17 protein-coding genes are annotated in these 20,447 nt (G+C 40.3%); 8 read left to right on the top strand and 9 right to left on the bottom strand.

Features of this window, described 5'->3' with window-relative positions; translation table 11 throughout:
• The first annotated feature begins 88 nt into the window (after window positions 1-88).
• The 5 genes from AC1XUE_RS07810 to AC1XUE_RS07790 all read left to right on the top strand — a co-directional run bounded on the left by AC1XUE_RS07810 (window position 89) and on the right by AC1XUE_RS07790 (window position 3,401).
• Window positions 89-460 (top strand): hypothetical protein, encoded by a 372-nt coding sequence (locus AC1XUE_RS07810; RefSeq protein ID WP_483355378.1) that lies wholly within the window; start codon window positions 89-91, stop codon window positions 458-460.
• Window positions 457-1,161 carry a P-loop NTPase family protein gene (locus AC1XUE_RS07805; protein ID WP_483355377.1) on the top strand — a complete coding sequence of 235 codons (705 nt, stop codon included), beginning with the start codon at window positions 457-459 and terminating at the stop codon, window positions 1,159-1,161. The genes AC1XUE_RS07810 and AC1XUE_RS07805 overlap by 4 nt, the downstream gene beginning before the upstream one ends.
• The gene (locus AC1XUE_RS07800; RefSeq protein ID WP_483355376.1) at window positions 1,148-1,693 is read left to right on the top strand and encodes a hypothetical protein; all 546 of its coding nucleotides are present in this window, start codon (window positions 1,148-1,150) and stop codon (window positions 1,691-1,693) included. The genes AC1XUE_RS07805 and AC1XUE_RS07800 overlap by 14 nt, the downstream gene beginning before the upstream one ends.
• Window positions 1,694-1,902: 209 nt before the next feature.
• Entirely contained in the window at window positions 1,903-2,562 is a 660-nt protein-coding gene (locus AC1XUE_RS07795) for a plasmid mobilization protein (RefSeq protein ID WP_483355375.1), read from the top strand.
• Complete coding sequence (locus AC1XUE_RS07790) at window positions 2,559-3,401, top strand: relaxase/mobilization nuclease domain-containing protein (protein WP_483355374.1); 843 nt, start codon at window positions 2,559-2,561, stop codon at window positions 3,399-3,401. The genes AC1XUE_RS07795 and AC1XUE_RS07790 overlap by 4 nt, the downstream gene beginning before the upstream one ends.
• 411 nt (window positions 3,402-3,812) lie before the next feature.
• Here AC1XUE_RS07790 and AC1XUE_RS07785 read toward each other — a convergent pair whose 3' ends face one another.
• Window positions 3,813-4,904, bottom strand: a complete 1,092-nt coding sequence (locus AC1XUE_RS07785; protein ID WP_483355373.1) for a nuclease/transposase family protein — start codon at window positions 4,902-4,904, stop codon at window positions 3,813-3,815.
• A 26-nt stretch (window positions 4,905-4,930) separates the two neighbouring features.
• Window positions 4,931-5,728, bottom strand: a complete 798-nt coding sequence (locus tag AC1XUE_RS07780) for an RNA polymerase sigma factor (protein WP_483355372.1) — start codon at window positions 5,726-5,728, stop codon at window positions 4,931-4,933.
• 449 nt (window positions 5,729-6,177) lie between these two features.
• Between AC1XUE_RS07780 and AC1XUE_RS07775 the strand changes: the two genes are divergently transcribed.
• On the top strand, window positions 6,178-6,396 hold the full coding sequence (locus AC1XUE_RS07775) for a helix-turn-helix domain-containing protein (protein WP_483355371.1): 219 nt from the start codon (window positions 6,178-6,180) through the stop codon (window positions 6,394-6,396).
• A gap of 118 nt (window positions 6,397-6,514) precedes the next feature.
• On the opposite strand, the gene AC1XUE_RS07770 is transcribed toward AC1XUE_RS07775, so the two are convergent.
• From AC1XUE_RS07770 to AC1XUE_RS07745, 6 genes are all read right to left on the bottom strand, one after another.
• On the bottom strand, window positions 6,515-6,643 hold the full coding sequence (locus tag AC1XUE_RS07770; protein ID WP_483355370.1) for a hypothetical protein: 129 nt from the start codon (window positions 6,641-6,643) through the stop codon (window positions 6,515-6,517).
• A gap of 275 nt (window positions 6,644-6,918) precedes the next feature.
• Window positions 6,919-7,383: a hypothetical protein gene (locus tag AC1XUE_RS07765; RefSeq protein ID WP_483355369.1), complete on the bottom strand. Its 465-nt coding sequence runs from the start codon at window positions 7,381-7,383 to the stop codon at window positions 6,919-6,921.
• A gap of 183 nt (window positions 7,384-7,566) precedes the next feature.
• Complete coding sequence (locus AC1XUE_RS07760) at window positions 7,567-7,977, bottom strand: hypothetical protein (protein WP_483355368.1); 411 nt, start codon at window positions 7,975-7,977, stop codon at window positions 7,567-7,569.
• Between the two features lie 282 nt (window positions 7,978-8,259).
• A complete protein-coding gene (locus AC1XUE_RS07755) occupies window positions 8,260-10,383 on the bottom strand; it encodes a DEAD/DEAH box helicase (RefSeq protein WP_483355367.1) in 2,124 nt (707 codons plus the stop codon).
• Between the two features lie 2 nt (window positions 10,384-10,385).
• Window positions 10,386-11,699, bottom strand: a complete 1,314-nt coding sequence (locus AC1XUE_RS07750) for an ATP-binding protein (protein ID WP_483355366.1) — start codon at window positions 11,697-11,699, stop codon at window positions 10,386-10,388.
• The gene (locus AC1XUE_RS07745; RefSeq protein WP_483355365.1) at window positions 11,696-13,354 is read right to left on the bottom strand and encodes a tellurite resistance TerB C-terminal domain-containing protein; all 1,659 of its coding nucleotides are present in this window, start codon (window positions 13,352-13,354) and stop codon (window positions 11,696-11,698) included. The genes AC1XUE_RS07750 and AC1XUE_RS07745 overlap by 4 nt, the downstream gene beginning before the upstream one ends.
• Window positions 13,355-13,613: 259 nt before the next feature.
• Here AC1XUE_RS07745 and AC1XUE_RS07740 point away from each other — a divergent pair, with 259 nt between their 5' ends.
• Window positions 13,614-14,534, top strand: a complete 921-nt coding sequence (locus AC1XUE_RS07740) for a BRCT domain-containing protein (protein WP_483355364.1) — start codon at window positions 13,614-13,616, stop codon at window positions 14,532-14,534.
• Window positions 14,535-14,615: 81 nt separating this feature from the next.
• Here AC1XUE_RS07740 and AC1XUE_RS07735 read toward each other — a convergent pair whose 3' ends face one another.
• Window positions 14,616-14,855: a hypothetical protein gene (locus AC1XUE_RS07735; RefSeq protein ID WP_483355363.1), complete on the bottom strand. Its 240-nt coding sequence runs from the start codon at window positions 14,853-14,855 to the stop codon at window positions 14,616-14,618.
• Window positions 14,856-15,112: 257 nt separating this feature from the next.
• On the opposite strand from AC1XUE_RS07735, the gene AC1XUE_RS07730 reads away from it, so the two are divergent.
• Window positions 15,113-20,389 carry a P-loop domain-containing protein gene (locus AC1XUE_RS07730; RefSeq protein WP_483355362.1) on the top strand — a complete coding sequence of 1,759 codons (5,277 nt, stop codon included), beginning with the start codon at window positions 15,113-15,115 and terminating at the stop codon, window positions 20,387-20,389.
• Window positions 20,390-20,447: the final 58 nt, after the last annotated feature.

The raw sequence follows: 20,447 nt of genomic DNA, 5'->3' as shown, positions 1-20,447 counted from the left end.
AGAATAGACCCGAGAACCAGCTCTCAACGGATGCTTAGGTGATCGTATATATCATAACGTTCATTATTTTCTTTTAACTGGAAGTGCAATGGATAAGGAAACATTAGTCAAGCTATTCGAGCGGCGTGATAAGAAAAGAAGGCGAATACTTTATGAGCAGTATTTCGGCCTAATGAAATCAAATCTTACGGCTAGCTTCATCGCGGAGATAATTTGCAACGAGCTACAGAGAGAAAATATAGTCAATGCAGCAGATATCAAGTTTTGCAGATATCATTTCAAAAACAAATCTGTTGCCACAGTCTATCAAAAGCCAATTATTCCGGTTCCAGGTTTACCTGCTGCGCAAAAAGAATTGACAACCCGTCAAGTGGATGGTTTTGCAGGCTTCTGTTCCGATCCGGATAATATGAATACACATGAAAACCTGATTGTTGAATCTAAATTTTCGAAAAAATGAAACGTAAATTCCATTATGTGCTGCAAGCCAAAGGTGGCGTTGGTAAGAGCTTATTTACATACTTGAGAGCGCTGTCCGATGAAAATGGCTCTTCCGCATTCATCGACGTGGATCATTCCACAAAAACATCTACACGTCAACTCAAATTTCTGGGGGAGGAGAGGAGAGAAAGTCTTTCATTGATTAACAGCCGTGATGTGCTGGTACGTGACCTATTCATTGGTTATGTAGAGAGTTTAGTCAATGCGCCATTTGAACAGATCTATATGGATTTTGGTGCTCCTGAAAGTGAGCAGTTCCCTTCTTTAGTATCCAGAGATCTTGACTTTAAAGCGTGGTGTGATATACTTGAAAATGAGGTTACTTTTCATATCATCATTGCAGGGGGCGGTGCTTACCGGGCATGTGTCGAGTATTTGGATACTATTATTAAAACCGTTGATGGTAGATTTCGGATTATTGTCTGGGAGAATATGGGCACATTTAAACAGTTTCCAAGTTTGGCTGAAGAGCTTTCGAAAGTCTGTGAAAGGTTTGGATTGGAGCTGCGCAAATTTGGAGACTTTGATGCTGATACATTGCTAGGGACCATGATTCTTGACGGTATCAGAAATGGTTACAAGCTAGACCAGTATGCGCCTGGCGCAAGAATACGTTTGATGGCTGAACTGAAAAACAATTTTGATCATGAACGAAGTTAGTAGGGAGGATATCATTCGTATTCAAGGAGCATACCGAAAAAAATATGGCATGCAGATGGATGATTGGTCAGCATCTGTGCTTTACGAGATTCATGAACACTTTGAGCAGCTTGATAATAGAATGCACATATCTGCACAACAAGTCAGAAGGGCAGGGGAGGCAATTAAAGGTTCACAAAAGGCTGTTCATTTCAAATCAAACTGGCAGGCATTCTTCTTTGGACTGGGGGTTACAGCTCCGGTGTCCCTTGTAGGAATAGTGATTTCAATTCTCATTTTTTGGTTTGCGAGCAATAGCCGGGATTATCAAAATAAGAAACTGATAATCGATACCTATGAGAACGTATCAAATTATGTGCTTCTGATGCAGAACGGCAAGACAATAAATAAAAGCGGAGCTTACTATCTGGTACTTGAACATATCCCAAAGAGAGGTGATGTCATTATCGGGAAGCACTACATTTTTGATCAGAAAAAGAAGCAGGTTTTAGTGCCGTTAGGTACAAAAAAGACCGTAGAAGCCAACAAATGAACTTGTATGAACTTTCTTAAACTTTAGCTGCCCAAAGCTAACTTTTATGAACTTCTATGGGCCTGGGCGTTGGTTTCTCCAAAGCCAGCTATCGCCGGTAGGTCGCAAAAAAGCTTCCACCGGCGAGAACTGGCCATGGGAAACCCCTGGACCCCGCTATTCGCCTTTGGGGCTCATAGCTTTTCAGACATTTTTAAATCTTAAAACTTATGGAAAATCAAAATAAAAAAGGAAGACCGGCCAAGTCTAAAGACAAGGTCAAACTCAAAAGCTTCAGTGTATGGGCGACAGAAGCCCAGCGCGCTCAGATCAGTGAGCTCGTAAAAAAAAGTGAAATGTCTGCCAGTAAGTTCTTTCTGACACTGGCCCTCGATACACCATTGAAGCTACCTCAAAGAAAAACCCTCCCCGCTTCAACAGCGGATTTAATCCGTATGCTAAAGCAGCATGCCGGTATGCTCGCTCTTGTGGCTACAAAGACAAAAGACCAGCAGATGCAATCTGAGAACTGGAGGGTGAGCAGTCAATCTGTCAAATATATGGCTGATCTTGTTATGCTTTGGATCTATGAGGATTTTCAGATCCGCAATGTGCATAAAACTTTATCAGATATACAGGAATGGATGAAAGATTTGTATGCATATCAGACTGCTGTGTTGCCAGATGGTGAAAGCAAAAGCCAGCTGCTCGAAAAGACATCAGCCTTGTATCATGCCAGCGCGCAGCTGCTTGAAAAATATCAGAATCACTATCAGCCTGAACAAACCCCTGATTTGATTCCGGCCTTTTCCTACAATGAAGGTGGCGGGGATATTCATGATCAGATTGAAAAGACACTTGATCAGATCGTAAACCGAAGAAGACGATGATCGGGAAAGCAGGCCTGGGCAGTTTTCCGAAAGGGATTTTGGAATACTGCTACTACGAAAAGGAGCTGACTGAAAAACAAAGACAGAAGCTGACGTTGGAAGACGTCAGAGGAGAGCTGGTCTATGTGCAGCATTTGGCAGTGAAGCTGCAAGCAGACAAACGGCTTGATCTGAATTATCTGGCCAGTCAGTTTCTTGATCAAAGAGATATGAACAGAAGACTTACCAAATTCATGTGGCATCAGTCGTTTAGTTTTCCGCCTGGCGAGAAGCCGACGGATGAGCAGATCACTGATATCGCAAGAGAATTTGCCAAAGACTTTGGGTTCATAGACAATCAGATGCTTGTTTTCAGACATACAGATACCGAGCACAATCATTTCCACCTGCTAGGAAACCGGCTGAATTATAAGGGTAAAAACACCGCCGATCATTTTAATAACTTTCCAAAGACCGGCCAGTTTTGCCGGAAGATGGAGCTTCAGCTGGGACTGACCATCACCCCGCAAATGAATATGCTGCTGGAAAATGACAAGCGGCAGACTGTCGACAAGAGGCGTCTCGCGCTAAAATCCTTGATAGATAGTCTTCTTACTAAGTCGGGATCAATGGATCTGTTTAAAGAAGAGATGCTGAAAGCCGGATACAAAACCTATACCGGGCGGGGTATCGCGTTTTTTGATCCGAAAAGTAAGATGAAGGTGAAAGGCTCTGATCTGGGAAGAGAGTATTCCCTTTCAAATCTAGAGAAACGGATCGGTGTGCAGCCGGAATTATTGGTAAAGCAGGAGGTGAAGCAAGAAAAAAGACGAAACAGAGGTAAGCGTATTGGCTTTTAACTGATCATCAGTTTCGCGATAACATTGTTGTGATTTTACTAAGAAAAGAAAATACCGGCTGGCACTCGCCAGCCGGTATCTTTAAAGGTCATGTGTGCCCTGAAGAGCAATAAGCAAAACCCAGTTGTATATGTCTGGAATATCCAGGGCATTTAATCAAGCCATCAAGACCTGATCCTGCGGCTGTACAAGCAGCCTCGTTTAGATTTTCATTTCGTCTATCAGCCGAAACTAACCTGAATGCTTTTCCCTCAAAGCAATACTGAGCACTTTGCAGCTTCATATTTTTTCTCACAACCTCTCCGTGTTCTCAGAGAGAGGATTGGGAGAAAAAATATTATTGGGGGGAACCACGTCAGAAACAGGCGGCCTCGCATTTTGCTTCGCCGGACAATTCCAGATTGATATCCATTATTCGACCAATACGGCGATGCCGGCTTTATCTGCCTTACGTTCTATTTTTTCTTTTAACCCGTAATATCCCCAGTTCCGAAGCAGAAACGGATCCTTACCTGCCGCCTCTTCCTTTTCTGTTTGATCCACCAGCAGCAAAGTCGCTGCTTTATTTTTGACGCACAAATCAATTAAACGCTTGCTATATACGTGCTGCTTCTGATTAACGTAAGCGCGCTCTGAGGCCTGAAGGTTGACAATCGTGTTTTGCCGGATACGTTTCTTCGAAGCTTTATTCATAAAAGCTGTGGCCCTTTGCTTTCTTTGGATCGCTGCTTGGATAGCGAGCCTTTTATATAAATACTCGTCTTTATTTCCGATCTCATAGGTGGCCTTGCCGATTGTAAGGGTAAGGGGCACATCGAGCGACAGGCTTGCTTCTGCTATGATATTTTCATCCAGCGGCTGCGGCTCATGCTGCTTTTCAAATACAGCCAGCATAAAAATCTTTCTTTTGTCCATCACAAGTGAGCTCGTGCAAAGCTTGATCTCTCCGCCTGCCAGTTTTTGCAAAACCGCTCTCTTATCATAGATGTCACGGCCCAGATATGTCTTGAATGCAATATCAAACAAAGTGAAATAAAAGATTTTGCCTTCAGGGCAGCTTCTGAGGTTCTTAACGTCTGTACCTTTAAACGGAACAGGAATTTCCTTTTTAAAGGAAGACAAAGATCTTTCACCTGACATATAAAGCAGCTTGTTCTTTCCGAACTGCCCCGTTAAAGTGCTGTTCAAAGAGCTCATAATATGCATTGGAATCTGGCCCTTATAGTTGCGGGCCAGGATCTGATAGGTAGTATTCATCTTTGAAGTGCACAGCATACCTTCCGGATCTTTACTGATATCTGCTAGTTTCATTTTCGTCTGATCGTTCAGATAAATCAATTCCCGGATATGGTGCTGCACGTAGTGGTGTGTGTAGATCTGATTCGCTGCCTTAAAACAGACGTATCTCCATTTGTAGAGGGTGTCAAGTACTTGACCTTTGTATGCAAAGTCCTGTGAATCGACAATCAACCTTATCTTCCGTGTATAAAATGTCCTTTTCATCTGCGGGTTGGTTTAGCTGAGTGAAATTATTTGCGGCCTTGCTTCCAATGCGTTTTCACAATCTGGTAGGCTTGTATATAATGCTGCTGCACCTGATTCTGACACCAGCCCAGCTGACTGGCAATTCCTGCAAAGGACATTTTCTGTTCTTGTCTGAGTGCATACACTGTAGCCTGCGGCTGACTCAGGATATGACTGTATGGGTAATCTTTAACGGCTCGTTTCTCTTTCGGGCGGCTACTTTTATTCACGTGAACAATCTGTTTGAGCTGCTCTATGCTCTTTTCTATTTCAGTCGAAATATGAAGAGTATTCGATTTTAATCTTTCTGCAATCTGACGGGCTGGCAGGCCGTCAATGAAATGAAGCGTAGCTATCAGCTGGCGTTTTGCTGGCAGATACTGCATCACTCTTTTTAGTTCCTCGATCCTTTTTTGCTCCAATCCTGCGTCCTGTGAAGGTTGAGTATCAATAATTTCACCAAAAGTTTTTTCAAAATGGTCTATATGAAGCGATTGTCTGTATATCTGATAGTTTGGTTTCTGGATCTGTTTGAGTACCTGCCAGCGCAGGTTCATTCTGATGAAACGGAACGCATGCGGAAAGCTTTCTATCTTCTCCCTGTGTGCCCAGACTTTCAGATAACACTCCTGCAGGATACAGTCAACCAGAAACTCATCATCAATCAGTTCTTTGCCAATCCAGAAAAGACTGGAGTAGGATTTCTGATAGAAATAAGTCAGGCCTCTGTCATCGCCGGTTTGAAACAGGCACAGATTGCAGCTGTTCTTTTCGTTTTGGAGTGAGAGTTGGCGGAGTGACATGGAAAATGTTAAGTTGTGAATGACATATCTTACACAGTCGAGTAAAAGTCAGTTGCTGTTGTTTGATGAGTAACACTATAAAAGGATGTGTTTACACTTTCAAATGATCCAGTATTTCGTAAACTGATTTCAAATTTTTCTTAAAATCGGGGTCGCAGTTTTCGATAGTGATTTCTTGTAAAATCGTTAAGAGTCCTGCTCGATACCTGAATAAGTCTCCTTCGTCGGCGTCGGGTATTATAATTTCTAGCTGATTTAATCTATTATTATAAATAACCATAATTTCGATTTTCTGTAATATTATTAAGAATAACTTAAATATACAACAGTATATCTAAAATTTAAGTAATGTCAACGCCCAGTGGCGTTACATGGTACTGCCGAAGATTTTTAAGGAATTCGAAAAAAAAGCGCAACTTTGATAAGGATATATTCAGATAGTCGTAAATATGGCAACAAAACTGGGGGAGTATTTCAAATTGAAGTCCGTTAATAAAGCAGATATAGCAAGAAAATCTAAGCTTACAAGTCCGAGATTGACAGAGCTATCAAACAATCCTACAGCTAAACTTCGCGCGGACGAACTTTACCTTATAGCTTTAGCTATGGATGTGTCCCCGTGCGAACTTCTAGAATATGTATGTGGATCTTTGAAAAAGGATAAATAAGGGGTTTTAACCGGTCTCTATTCTAGTGAGGCATAAATTATTTTTAAGCCAGTAAGTTGATGTGCGAGGTAGAGATTTTATGTGGTACTAAATCGATTATTCGAAGAAATCTTTTTGTTTAGCGATCAATAAGAATAAATCCATTGATTTCGGAATAGCTTTCAAGAAACAAATCTCTTCCCAAGGCTTCTTTGTCAAAATCTCTTTCTAGAATTTCTGGTGCTCCCGAAAAAATTCCGACGTTCATAGGAGAATAGAAATCACACTTGTCGAAGATTAATTATGAAGATTCACAATTAGTTTCTAATTTGTAACAAGTTAACTTACAATTAGAAATCAAAATCATGGGAATTAAACCGGGACCAAAGAGAATAGCAGACTCAACAGGGAAGCCTGATAGGCGCCAACGAGATAACAAAGACACACCTGCTAATACGCCATCACTAAAGCCGCACAAACACAAGAAAGGAGATTAAACACAAGAGAATTAAAGTTAGTGGAGAGGTGCGAAGATTTTCTCAATTAATTTCTCGCTGCGTTTAGCACCTCCCAGCCTACTTCGGTAGCAGCCTTAGGAGCGTCAACTTTTATATCGAAGTTGACTATTTTCTTTGGATGAAATACATCATAAAGAGTTATCTGAGTCTCTCCTATTATAGTTTTTGTTCGACTGTAAAATTTAATATTGAGGACTGCATCCTTGTAAACTGCTGTGGTGGCAGTATTGTTAACGCTACCTTGGATTCGAAACTTCCCGCCCAGAATTGTACGCCAATATTTTCCATCGGTACTTAAAAACTTAGAAGGGCTAGCATACTCATAGCTTTCAGCAGAAACGGTATTATTGTAGTATTCAAGTTCGAGATTTTTATTTTGAGTGGATATGGCGTAAGCTAAGCCCGCCACAATGATCATCGGAACTACAATTAATAATGTAGTTTTAATACCTGAGCGCTTCTTCGGCGGTTCTGAACTAAGATAGGGCATTTGATAGAAGGGTAAAGTTTCTCAATACTAGGAAATTGTGTTCACAAAGCAAAGTATTTATTAGTAGTACTTTTTATAACGCGTTTGATTAGATATCGTGTAACTTGAACAATTCATTTAATTCTGTGCTTGTAGACAAACATGTTTCCATTAATGTATAAACTCACAACTTGTTAGAGCATTTCATTTTTTTAAGGATTTAAAAATTGCACCCATTAACTTCTTCTCTGTGTAAGGAAGGTATTCATCAACGCTGTCATCAGAACCACTAATATGTAATACGCTTAATGGCTTATCAATATTTATCAAGAAAACTTCCGCATTGTCGGATGTAAATGAAATTCCATTATGATCGAAAATATTGTGAATGGTGTAATGAGTATAGTTACCCGAAATTGCAGCAGGGAATATGGATAGCATCAGCCGGTTTTCTCCATCATTTGCTAAATGAAATGCCTTCGGCATGTAACCGTTTAATACATACCTGCATTCATAGTGTTCCGGATATTCTTCCGGCAACAACCCCATTTTCTCTTCATGGTCAGGATATTTTTTAAGGATTGCATTTAGTATCCTATTGTACAGCTCCAGCATCAATAAAATTCGTGTTTTCCAAGGTGTTAAATATTGAAAATAAAATCATTAGGTCCCCGGTCTTACAAAGGAAATCAATCATAATTTATAAAGGCAACTGAAAATTTATTCCGTTTTTCCTGATCAAAAGTTAGTTGAGCACTGATTCCGCAGACAGTGTCTGCGGAATTGGCTTACGAAAACCAACAACTTCGTCAATCGACAATTTTGGAAGAACTCCTACTGAATCCGTACTGCAAATATCCGCATCTTGTATTTTTACGCGCAGAGTAGCAGCTTTAATCAGGTAAATCGCACAAAATTCACCCTCTCTATAAATGTCGAAGCATTTTCAAAATCATAATATTTATTAATCAGTAACAGACGTTGATATTCAATAGGCAAATACTCTCCCCATTTCGAAAAGGCTAATAAAGTGGGATTTTCCTCCAGATCCGCAGATATGTGAGCGTGCAGGTTAGGTAAGAGCCTCATTGCTTCATTTAAAACAGTCGGTAAATCCTGAGACAATTCCCGAAAAACAAAACTGCTATCGGACTCCTCATACGTAAAGCTGAGGTTCAGCTTGCGAAAAAAGAAAGCCAACGTTCTATTCACAAGTGTTCCTTGGAATGTATACAGCTGTACGACATTGTCTTTATAAAGAACGGGCCGGTCATCTTCCAGGCACTCAATATGAAATCCTGAAAATTCTTTTCGCAGTTGCCGCAAGACTTCGGAAGCAATTTCGTCCATTCCAGCTGGCTCCTTTCTTGCGACCAAAACTTCTAACATTCTCTCACGAATCTTTGAATGAACAATGCCTCCATTTCCAGAAAATACCGGCTTTTTTCCATCACTTGCTGGAATGACGCTGATCTTCGAGGCTTTGTGATCAATGTCTATGATTTTCCAAATTTTCGCTGCAAGCAGTATGTTTTCATTGACCTCTAACTGAGGTGAGAACGGCATCTCCCCAATTGGCTTTTCCTGGTGAAGTATTTTATAAGCTGGCTCTGTTTTAAAAACTGTGTAGAAGTCCTTGGAATTTACAATGTATTCCCCGTCGACACCAATGATCAGTTGCCCATTAATCTTTTCTAATCGATTTGTTTCCAACAACCACGCTACAATGTCTTTTAGCTCATGCTCTTCGATATCAGTGAAAGCGTGATTACTGTGAATATTTTCCCAAAGTTTGTTAAAATCGCATTCAGAAAATTGCTTGACGTAAGCAAGTACCTGATGAAGAAGAATATCATATGATTTCTTTGTTGGTCTTAACGGCTCGATGTAGCCCTCATCAAAAAGATCTAAGCAGGCTAGTGTCTGTAACAGCGACCAAGGATTTGTCGCATAGAAAAGCAGCTTGCTTTTTTCGCCTTCACGCCGCCCGCTTCTCCCAAGCCTCTGTACTAGGGACGATATGGATTGAACCGAATCAATCTGAACGACCATATCCACTGATCCGATGTCAATCCCGAGCTCCAATGTTGATGTACAAGCGATCGCAAAAGGATATCTAACATTTGTTTTAGCGAATGTTTCAATGTACTCCCTCAATTCTTTGTGAATTGAAGAATGATGTGAGAAATAGTAAGGATGCCCTTTAACTCTATCAGAAAGCTTTTTCAACTTCACCGCCACTTCCTCACATCTACTTCGACTGTTTGGAAATATAAGAACCTTATGATCCTTTGTTTCCAAATACAAATTTTTCATCAAGTCAATGGGCAGGTCTGCGCCGTCCGACAAATGATATCGAAGCTTAATATCTACTTCCTTTGCCGATTTATCTAGCAATACCTTTGTGTTCGCTTCTTCCCCAGTCATAGCCTTGGCCTGTGCATAGTCTCCAATAGTGGCCGATAGCCCGACAACAAATGCTTTACCACTATTCAGCGGCTTAAGCCGCGAAAGAATGGATTTCAGTTGTATACCCCGATCAGCGCTCAAAAAAGAGTGAATTTCATCAATAACAATGTAATTGACTGCGCCGAACAATTTGCGTGCGTTTTGAGGCGCGTTTGCAAGCATAGCTTCCAAAGATTCAGGCGTAATCAAAAGCACGCCACTTGGATTCTTTATGAGCTGCTCTTTCAGGCTGCGGCTTGCCTCGCCATGCCATTTTGTTACCCTTACATCCAAATATGAACAAAGATCTTCGATCCGCTGAAACTGATCATTAATCAGCGCAATTAGCGGTGAAATGTAAATAACCTTCACACCGGGCTCTCGGAAATCTACTTTCGACAAGATTGGCAAAAATGCTGCCTCGGTCTTTCCGGAAGCGGTACGTGAAGCCAAAATAACATGCTCGTCGGACGAAAGTATTTTCTTTATCGCCGCTGCCTGAATTGGGCGCAAATACTCCCATCGCTTGTCGCGAATGTATTTTCTTATCGGTTCAGATAGTAATTCAAACACCCCTAAAGTTCTTCAATGTCTGCAAAGATCGATTCGTCTGGTCTCTCGTCGTGAATTTCGATCTCGCCGAACAACTTCCTTTTATCCACTCCAGGGTTTTGTCTAATAATGCTAAGAATATTCAAAAAATCACGAATGACCTCGCGAGGAGTTAGGAATTCCGCAGCACCAGGTTTGTTGTAAAGCTCTTCCATAAACTGGTGAATGTCGCTGTCCGAAATGTCAAGCTCGACGGAGTAGTGAAAATCAAAGACTTCTTTCAGTTTTTTGAGTAACACAAAAATCTCGTTGTTATCAAGCGGAAGTAGTCTTATGACAGGCTGAGCAAAGTCGCGGATTTCCAGAGTTTCAAACTTGTTGGTCTCTAATCTCGACTTCAAGGCCTGATAACTAAAAAGGCCACGTCGTGGATTTTCAAGGACTTCTTTGGTTCCAGCAAAGTTGATAAACAGATTGCTGACCTTACCTTGAAAGCAATCATTGTAGATGGTAAGAATCTTCTCATAATTCTTTTCACGCATTACTGAGGTTGAGATCTTGTACAAATTGATCGCCTCGTCCAGGTTAATCATAAATCCGGCATAGCCTATGCTTACAAACAACTTGCAAAAGTTCTTAAGCATGTCATAGAAATTGAGGTCGTTGATTATATCCCGCACACCCAAATCCTGCCTAGCTTCTGTCCTGGTTCTGTATTCGCCTTTCAGCCACTTCAACGCGTTCCGCCGCAAAGCGTCATCCTCCTTGATAAATCCCTCGTAATACTTCGTAATCACCCAGCTGAAATCAAATCCGCCGACCTCAGTAATTTCGTTGACGGTTCGAACGATATTCTGCTGAATTAGTTGACTATGCTTTTCATCACGAATTTCGCCGAGGCTGATGTTGTGGCTCGTAGCCGTCTGCATCATAATTTGCTCGATCCATTTGTCCAGCAAGGTGGATAATGCACCCCCCTCGGGTTTTGTCTGGATCGCGATGTTATCCATAATTGCTGCATACAGCGCGACTGCCTTCCCATCATTGGAATAGAGACGGTTGTCAGGTGTAAAGTCCGCGTTTGCAACAACGAACTTCTGTTTGAGAGCAACCGTATTCAGAAGGTGAAGCATGAAGGACTTGCCGGATCCAAAATCTCCAATCCAGAATTTCACAATACTATGCCCATTCTTGACATCATCGAGCGCTTTTAGGAAAGCTTCTACTTCGTCCGATCGTCCGACTGTGATATGTTGTACACCAATCTTCGGCACAACGCCTCCAAGTAGTGAATTAATGATAGCGGTAGCTTCTTTGGGTTTTACGTTGGTAATCATGCAGCTAAAATCTTTTTATAATAATTTACATTGACTTCAAATCCATCTTCATTCTCTTCGATCAAAACGTCATCGAGCAATTGCATGCACTGGTCGTTGATGCCGTCGATCAATTGATTTTTAAAAAGCCCATTCTGTTTTGCGAAAGATTCTATTTTGTCAAACTCCACGGAAAACCCTTCGCTTTCAAAGAGTTGAAGACACTGGCGTTGTACAACAGACAGGCTTATGGTGCTACCTTCAACGTTAGATTCGATAGTTCCAGAAGCTGAATCGACTACTATGGTTAATTCGTCTGTTGCCGATTCCAAAGTGTCGCTTAATAGCTCATTCTCGTCCCGTAAGTACTCGCTCAAGATACTAACTGTTCCCACATGCTGTTTCTCAACCAACTGAACCGCAGAAATATCAATTGCTATCGATCTTCTTTTAGGTGCATAAATACTAGAAACGCCAGTTAAAGCCTTTTGCAAATCCTTTGTTTTGACCAAATCATCAACAATCGACTTGAAGTGTTCGAATTCCTGCTGTTTTGAGAAAAGCTTTTTTTGAATTGTTTTATTTAGCTGTTTGCTATCAACCTGTTTAGAGTTGAGATCGTGCCAGATATAGTGCAGATAAAATCTTAGGCTCTCTGCCTTGTCCCGAGTTGCAAGAAATTTAGAGGCTTCGTAGTAAACATGTTCAACATTCGGGTTTTTTGCATTTAGTTCTCCCAAACGATAGAGTTGTGCGGTAGTCTCACTTTCGTCTGTCAGCTGATTTTCTATAATTGCTTCAAAGTATATCTTCCATCTGCCAGTCCCTGTCTCGTTTAGAGCAATCTCCGTCAAATCATCAGGCTCCCCAATGTGCTGCGAACACTTTTTGACAGCATCGTCAATCACCACGGCCAATCGTTCATCAAATAGCGCTTTGATCTCAGGAGAGTAAGGATAAAATTCCGCCTGTATTTTTCGTTTGTGATTCCATCGATCCCGGACAAATGATTCACATCTCTTGTAAATGACTTGATAGGCTTCCTTCTCAATAGATTCCTTGTGGCTTCGGACGTCATAGTCGGTCCAATAAGTCGTTTGGGATTTTTGAAAATCCAAAGACTTCTGTGCAATCGCTTCAATCTCGCGACTTAACGTCGAAGCTTCTTTCTTTAAAAAGCTATTGATCTTCTTTATCGACGCGATATACAACTTAACAATCTCCGTCTCGCAACCTTCAATGGAATTAAAGACATTGGCATAATTCCAAAATTTGTTCAACCAGCCAACCTCCTGTTTCGTCAAGGCCAGTTTATCCTTGTATTTTTTTCCAAGCTTATATTCATCAGGGTCGTAAGCTGGTGTATGTGCTGACCTATTCTCGAAATCAGAATAATGGCTATCATATGAAATTCTGATGGGCTCAGGTGTAACCTCTATGATGGACTCGTCATGAAATGAACTCGTTGCGCGTTTTTGATTTGAAATCGCAGAAGCTTGTACCACTGACCTTTTATATACAGAGGTGTCCTGGTAGGTTGAAGATTTGTTTATTTGCCTATTGACTGGCGGACTCACTGGCCTGGACTTTGAATTGTTGTCATTCACTCCGGCCAGCTTCTTAACGAACTTGAAGAAAAAAAACAGTATTAGGCAGATGATTATTAAATATGTCATTAGTTGAGGGTTTGTTGAGCTAAGTTAGAAATAGTTGTCATAAATCACCAGCAGTTTCTACGAATGCAATGAGCTTGAAGCCCAGGTACTGAGATGCATTTCAAATGCCCGGCTTGGCAAATAGGCCGTTCCATTCAATATAAGGGAATTTGTAGCTCTCGTCAACTCATTAAAAACCGTTTAATAAGTAATCTGATTTTGTAGAAGTAGGTAGTACAATCCAGTTACTTGTTAGCATAAACCTAACTCAACTTCTCAAATGCTCGACACCTCCCATTTTGACACTTACGACAACGGCTCGTTCCGCCAATTTTGCGGGCCGGCTCAGGTTCATAAAGATTTAAATACCCTTTACGGGCTCATCGTCGGCATTCAGGCTGATGGTCACATTAATGACAACGAGATTGAAATGCTCCGCGCGTGGATCAGCTCAGTTTCCAGCTTGCAGGCCAAGGCTCCTTACAACAAGTTTGTCGCTAAGATCAATGCCGTTATCAGCGATGGTGTTGTTACAGAGGAAGAAGCTGAGGATTTGATCTGGCTTTGCAAGAATTATCTGGATTACAACCGGAATCCATACTATGATGTGATCACATCTTCCACCCAGCAACTCGGTGGGTTTCTGGCCGGAATCTCGGCTGACCAAACAATCAATATCGAAGAGCTCACTACCTTGGGCAATTGGACATCCAATAATGCACCGATGTTCAAAACCTGGCCGTTTGACACGCTGCTACCCGCCATCGAGCGCATCCAGGCCGAAAGGCAATTGTCGGCCGACGATCAGAGGGAGCTGCTCACATTCTGCCAATCGATTACCTCTATCAAACCAGCTGAGGAAGAAAAAACTACCATACCCGGAAAGCTTCCGGATCAGCAAGTTGCGATCCTAATCCAGGATAGTAACTTCTGCTTTACCGGAGAGTCTTCGAGGTATTCGCGGAAGGAACTGGCGCAAATTGTTGAAATGTACGGAGGCATTGCCGCCGACTCGGTAACCGCAAAGCTTCACTACCTGGTGATATGCGACGTGCGGAACCCTGCCTGGGCATTTGAAATGTATGGGCGTAAGGTTGAGAAGGCTATGAATATGAAGAAGAAGAAAGGTGCCGGGCCGGAAGTGGTTTTCGAGGAGGACTTATTTGCGACGCTGAATGTGTTTGGATTTTCACATTTCTGACCGGCCGCAACATTGAAATATTTATTAACTAAAAACATTGAAAGGCAACCAGCTTGGTGCCCGTTGCCTCTTCTTACACCGTCAAGGCTTGATCTTTCCGACCTCCTGGAAGAAAAACACCAGTTCTTTGAAAGAAACAAACCTGTTGTGGCCGCTTGGATCGGTTCCACATTCCTGCGCAAACAGGGTGAAACCTGTGTACATCTCCCAGAGATCTTCAGCCCATTGGGCTGCGTCGCTTTGGGAGAGCAACTCTTGGACTTTGCGACCAAAGGCGCGGTGGAGCGAGTCCTCGGACTCGCTGTCTTGAAATGTGTGCATAAAAACTACAAATTAAGGTTGAACGATGGCCCTGCCTGACGGTGTCCTTGCGTTCGTAATAACACCCGGGGGACTTTCGACACACCCCCAACGTAGAAGAACATTTCTTTCAAGATTTTCATAAGAATACAGATTCAAAGGAATGCAAACTCAAAACATTTCAATGACATACAGTCTCGCACCACCTAATTACTAATCGTAGTATTGGGGAGGTGGAATTAGTATATTTCGAAAACGGATTAAAACCTAAAATAAATATGACGCAAATCGATTGGCAGATTGTAAAGCAAAGTCTTCACGAAAATTTTATCCAGATAGATTTCAATGTTCCTATCGCCTTTCCTGGTGTAGATTTCGACAATTTATTAGAGATAGTCAGATATGTGTTAAATAGCAAACAAAAGGATCACGCAGAATTGATAGATGTTCTAGAATCATTACAGTCTTACGCATCAAACGAGAATAGTAAAAATGTCCTAGACACACTAGTCTCAAAATTCGAACCTTATACCAAAAAAATTCTTTCAATTATAGGAAGGCCATTCGTTCCGGGTACTAAGTCACCGGAGAAAGGAGCTGCATTAGGTTGGTGTATGCAAGAACTATTGAATAAACTACCTACGAGTATCTCAAAAAATCGAATGGATGACTTTTACGAAACTGTCCTTGATGGGAAAACATCTACGCCTGCTAAGCCTTCAAGTAGTTTCGTTAATCTCCTAACTGATGGTAGCCGTCACGGATCTTATCTCCATCAAACATATCATCTGAGAAACTCGAGTATACATGACAATCCCGCTATCAGAACTCGTGACATCCCTGGTCATATAACGGCTTGCATCAATTCTTACCTCTACTTCACGGCCAAATTCTATAACGATCTAGTTAGCAGTATACCCAGCACAGATCTAACTCCCTCGAGCCTTGTTGAAATTAAGAACTTAGCTTCCTTGGGCGGTGGGGCATATAACCCAAAAACAATCAATGAAGTCGTAAGAGATGGAATTATCAAGACAATAGAGAAAAAATTAGAAAGCCTAAACATCCTTTCCTTAGGAGGGCCGAATGGTGTCGGCAAAACCAATATTCTTTATCAATTCATAAAGAAGCACCCTGATAATTGTATCACGTACTTTATAGATGGTAATGACAAAAGCACGTACAGCATTTTGGCGATTTTAAAGGATCTGTCTAATCAAATAAGCTTTAAAAACAGTAAAAGAGAAATTACCGAGGATCTAAATGCAGTACAACTCGCCGATGAATCATTTCTTCAAAGATACTTTAACGGGACTAGACTAAGAACAGCCGCAAATACAACCGACTATATAATAATTGATGGGTTAGACGAAATTCCTCTCGAAAATCAGCAAGAAATTCAAGAACAGATACTTGATCTTCTTCCTTTGACGCGAGATAACGTCAAAATTCTAATGACGGGAAATATCCCAACGAAACTGAAAAAGCACAAGAGCGAATTGTGGGAAATCCCTCAAATGTCAAGTCATGAGGCAAAACATATACTTGGAAAAAGCTTTACCGAAAATGAATTCCACGAAATAAATAAACTTTGTCAAAATAATGCTGGGAGGCTCGTTTTTATTAGGGAGCTATTAACCGATTCCGACATTCAGACAGGATCCATCATAAACAATATCACTACCAGAATTGACGATCTATTTACATATATTTGGAATAGATTCATAAATAAAGACGACAAAATATTAGGTTTAGTTTTAGCCATCATCGCCTATGAAGGAAAAAAGTATACCTTGGATAAGATAGCTCAGATATTATCCGAACCGCAAAAAACCATAACAGAAGAAATATTAATTGGTGCAATCCAAGAAATCCCATTCATAAGGAGGAATGCTCGTGGAACTTACGAATTTATCTTTAATGATCTAAACGACTTCGCAAAAAAACGGCTGGCTTCCTATAAAAAAATTATCGATGAGAGCCTAATAAGATATTTAATACTGAACTCGGACACAAAAGAATCATTGGTCAACCTCCCCGAACTTTACAAAGAGACTGGAAGAATCGACGACTTAATTAAACTTCTCGGAGCAGATAAGTGGAAACAACTTCTAAAAACTAGCGAAAGCATCAGTGACGTCAATAGAGTATCATCAATTGCACTACAAGCTATAAACGAGGAAACTGAGAACAAAAATATTCCTACGTTGCTTAAATACTCAGTACTAAAATCTGCCCTAAAAGAACTTCAACAGGTTTCCATCTGGCAATATGAAATTGCAGCTAACCTCAGTCTCGACGACGATCTAAATGCAATCAACTTAGCTAACTTAGCCTTTTTGAAAGAAGATCGCCTTAAACTATTTGCCTCGATAGCAAAAACGTATTCACAAAAAAAGAGGCCAATTCCAGACTCGATCTGTAACGCAATTAACGAACTGTTCCAAGAACTGAACTTTAAAAATATTGGAACAGATGCATTGGATTTAGCTTCATTATTGATGTACGCAAATCCTAAACTTACTTTTCAATTGATTGAGCAAATATCTGGCAATGTGGCTGACAATGATAACGCATTTGACTGGGCAATGGCGCAAATGTCTTTAGATGCTTACGCAAATTTACATTACAATGAAGATCTTACAAGAGAAGATGTTAATTCGAAGGTTTATTCAAAGATTAGAAATCCCAAAATTAAGGAATTTGCTGACGCAATAGTGTTCAGCATGGAAAATCAAAAGTTCGAAGATATTATTGCAAAAATAAATGAGGTAGATAATACAGGGCAAAAACTTTTCCTATTGCAAAACTGGATAATCAACAATATAGAGGATTCAAACATACCTTTGATGGTTGATATGGGGATAGATCTTGTCGTGAATAAAAGCGACTATTACGTTCCAAAAGCCAGCGATTTTAAGATATTTGCAGCCCCGCTACCTTTCTTGAAAGACGAGGAAAAAGCATTATACTTATCTAAAAGAATTGAAGCATTTTTAACTTCGCTCACAGCAACTTCCAGCAATTTTGAAATATTCAATATTAAGCTTCTTATTGCTCAGACACTTTATAACTTCAATTATACGATAGGCGAAGAAAAGCTTTCACTTGTTTATGAAGAAATAACAAAAATCTCCGATCTGTCCGTGAAGTCAACATGCCTTGCTTCATACGCCAGTTTTGCCAGCAAGATAAAAAAGAAGTTCCCCGAATCCGAGATAGATATTTATGCAGAAGTCGCAAAAGACCATATAGAAGGCAGCATTGATGAAATATTAAACAAAACCGCCTCGCATTTTGAGATTGTCCGTAGTATCATAATCAACCTGGTTAAGGTTTACCCACAAAACACAATTGATATATGTGATAAACTCAATAAGTCAATTGATCGAGAAAATGGCTATTTAGAAGCACTTTCGCATTACATCAAACTTGATCTTAACTTATTAGAGATTGAGATTATTGATCAAATTATAGCAAAAATTCTTGATATAGATATCAGGAAGTTAGCTATATCCGAGATAGTTGACCGTCTCACACAGCTTGACGAAAAAGCTGAAATTCCAGAGGCACTTTTGAAATACTTTGATTTAGTTGATGATATAATTGATCCAAGCACGAAGTGCTTTTTGTATATTTCTATCCTGTCCGTGTTCGAAAAACTGTCCAAAGATAACGCGATTATATCGGACAAATTGATCAGTAGCTGGGCTGAGTTGGAAATTGGTGCTAACAAAATTGAACTCGGTTTCGAGATTGCCTATCGCGCGTCTTTTTTGGAAAACAAAACAATTGCACAGGAATTTCTCAAATTATCAAAGGTTGAGAAAGATCGAACGGAGCTATTGTTAGATTCACCTAATACTGCGTCAGTATATTATAATGTCATAGATTTAGCCATTCGTTCCTTTTCCGGTTTAGTAGTTAAAGCTGCATACGACGAAAGGGATCTCACCGCTTTAGAATCAATTATCGAAGCTATCCCATCTGATAGTCAACAAATCATTCTTTGGTCTACATTAATTCTTCGAATCGCTCCTAAAGTAGAAAAGGCCTTTGGTAAAAAGTTAATTGACCAGTATATACTTCCAAAAATTCACAAAGTTAAAAGTTATTCGGAGCGTATCGAAGTCATTCTGAACATCGCGCCGGTTTTGTATTTGGCAGATTCTGAGCTCACTTATTTGAAAGAGCTTCCAAGTGATAAACTGCGGGACATCACTATTGCTAGAATTTGCAAATATCTTGTATCAAGCTGTCCCCCTAACGAGCTTTGTGATGACAATGAAGAAGGCTTCTCAATTGCCTTCCCGACCTTAAGAAACATCTTAGAACTGGTCAGGAAAATGCACAATGACTATTTTATTGCTTTTCAAATAGATGAGGTTCGTAAATCGATTAACTCTGGTAAAACCAACGTTAGTTTTCAGCAGATAGTTGAGATCCAAAATCAAATTGATCTAATATCAAGTGAAAAATTACCGGATATGTCGAATATACGACACGACGGGTATAAGTTATTGCTTAAAGCGTTCAGGCTTTCCATTCAACGACAAGTTCGAAAAGAGGATTGGGAGGGTATTTTAGTAAAAGTTGAAACAATTCCAAATCTTTCTGATAAAATTTACCTGTGGATATCGATTGCCACTATGATTCCAAATAAGAGTGAATTTGATAGTCTTCGTCAGGATTTAATCACGATGGCTGCTGACAATGCATATTTGCTGCCTTCTTTCTTAGATACAGTTCAAAGGCTTTCAATGATATTCCTTTCATTAACAAGGAAGGAGGTTACCGGAATAAGCCTAAAACATCTATTGGCCCGATTTGTAGATGCCCAACGAAAGCAAGAGGTAACTCCCAAACTTAGAGAACAGTATAGAGATATTTTAGACGTAGCGTATACCACTGACCCAGGCACTGCCAAGGTGTTTATAAATCTTTTTGATGATGATCCTGCACGTCACAACACAGGAGCTTACTTAAATAACTATTTAAACTACTTAGAATTCCAGACCAAGCTGAACAAAATTTCAAACGATGTTGTGAGTGAGAGAGTTATGATTGAGACAAATCCACATTTTTTTCGGCAATTGATTAACAAAAAGCTTGCACGATTAAATGCTTCAAAGAATATTGATGATAGTTATGTTCCGAAGGAGCTAGTATACCAATTGAACATAGCAGCTGACAAGTCGATTTACGACAGTCAGAGCGCGTTTGCGTATTTTATTGAACGACTCAATATCAGATATGAGAAGACGGATGAGGCAAATAAAATTTTAAAGAAAAGCTTTAAAGAATTATTGGAAATATGTGAGATTATAAAAATGCTGTCAGTCAGAAATGCAGATAAAATTAAATCGCTCTTCGATATATTGTCTAATGTGCACGAAAACTCAATTGATACCTTGGAAACATTAACTGAAGATCTAGGGAGTGAAAAGATTGCAATGATAAAAAAATTAATTGCAAAAGAATTTACTACAAAGGAGATTTCGGAAATGCTCTCGATTGAGAAAGTTAAGATAGAAGTTATAGGTACTGCCATTTGAATCAACGAATTAACTTTTTACATATACGATATATAGCTTGGGCTTTCATGGGCACAGG

The sequence above is a fragment of the Dyadobacter sp. HNCC25DJ187 genome, assembly GCF_056895255.1.
Note: the sequence above shows the minus strand (reverse complement) of the source record. Positions and strands in the feature narration are given on the sequence as shown.

Excerpts from the sequence above, each read along its gene's own strand:
- AC1XUE_RS07810 (WP_483355378.1), top strand. The coding sequence starts at position 89 with ATGGATAAGGAAACATTAGTCAAGCTATTCGAGCGGCGTGATAAGAAA.
- AC1XUE_RS07805 (WP_483355377.1), top strand. The coding sequence starts at position 457 with ATGAAACGTAAATTCCATTATGTGCTGCAAGCCAAAGGTGGCGTTGGT.
- AC1XUE_RS07800 (WP_483355376.1), top strand. The coding sequence starts at position 1,148 with ATGAACGAAGTTAGTAGGGAGGATATCATTCGTATTCAAGGAGCATAC.
- AC1XUE_RS07795 (WP_483355375.1), top strand. The coding sequence starts at position 1,903 with ATGGAAAATCAAAATAAAAAAGGAAGACCGGCCAAGTCTAAAGACAAG.
- AC1XUE_RS07790 (WP_483355374.1), top strand. The coding sequence starts at position 2,559 with ATGATCGGGAAAGCAGGCCTGGGCAGTTTTCCGAAAGGGATTTTGGAA.
- AC1XUE_RS07785 (WP_483355373.1), bottom strand. The coding sequence starts at position 4,904 with ATGAAAAGGACATTTTATACACGGAAGATAAGGTTGATTGTCGATTCA.
- AC1XUE_RS07780 (WP_483355372.1), bottom strand. The coding sequence starts at position 5,728 with ATGTCACTCCGCCAACTCTCACTCCAAAACGAAAAGAACAGCTGCAAT.
- AC1XUE_RS07775 (WP_483355371.1), top strand. The coding sequence starts at position 6,178 with ATGGCAACAAAACTGGGGGAGTATTTCAAATTGAAGTCCGTTAATAAA.
- AC1XUE_RS07770 (WP_483355370.1), bottom strand. The coding sequence starts at position 6,643 with ATGAACGTCGGAATTTTTTCGGGAGCACCAGAAATTCTAGAAAGAGAT.
- AC1XUE_RS07765 (WP_483355369.1), bottom strand. The coding sequence starts at position 7,383 with ATGCCCTATCTTAGTTCAGAACCGCCGAAGAAGCGCTCAGGTATTAAA.
- AC1XUE_RS07760 (WP_483355368.1), bottom strand. The coding sequence starts at position 7,977 with ATGCTGGAGCTGTACAATAGGATACTAAATGCAATCCTTAAAAAATAT.
- AC1XUE_RS07750 (WP_483355366.1), bottom strand. The coding sequence starts at position 11,699 with ATGATTACCAACGTAAAACCCAAAGAAGCTACCGCTATCATTAATTCA.
- AC1XUE_RS07745 (WP_483355365.1), bottom strand. The coding sequence starts at position 13,354 with ATGACATATTTAATAATCATCTGCCTAATACTGTTTTTTTTCTTCAAG.
- AC1XUE_RS07740 (WP_483355364.1), top strand. The coding sequence starts at position 13,614 with ATGCTCGACACCTCCCATTTTGACACTTACGACAACGGCTCGTTCCGC.
- AC1XUE_RS07735 (WP_483355363.1), bottom strand. The coding sequence starts at position 14,855 with ATGCACACATTTCAAGACAGCGAGTCCGAGGACTCGCTCCACCGCGCC.
- AC1XUE_RS07730 (WP_483355362.1), top strand. The coding sequence starts at position 15,113 with ATGACGCAAATCGATTGGCAGATTGTAAAGCAAAGTCTTCACGAAAAT.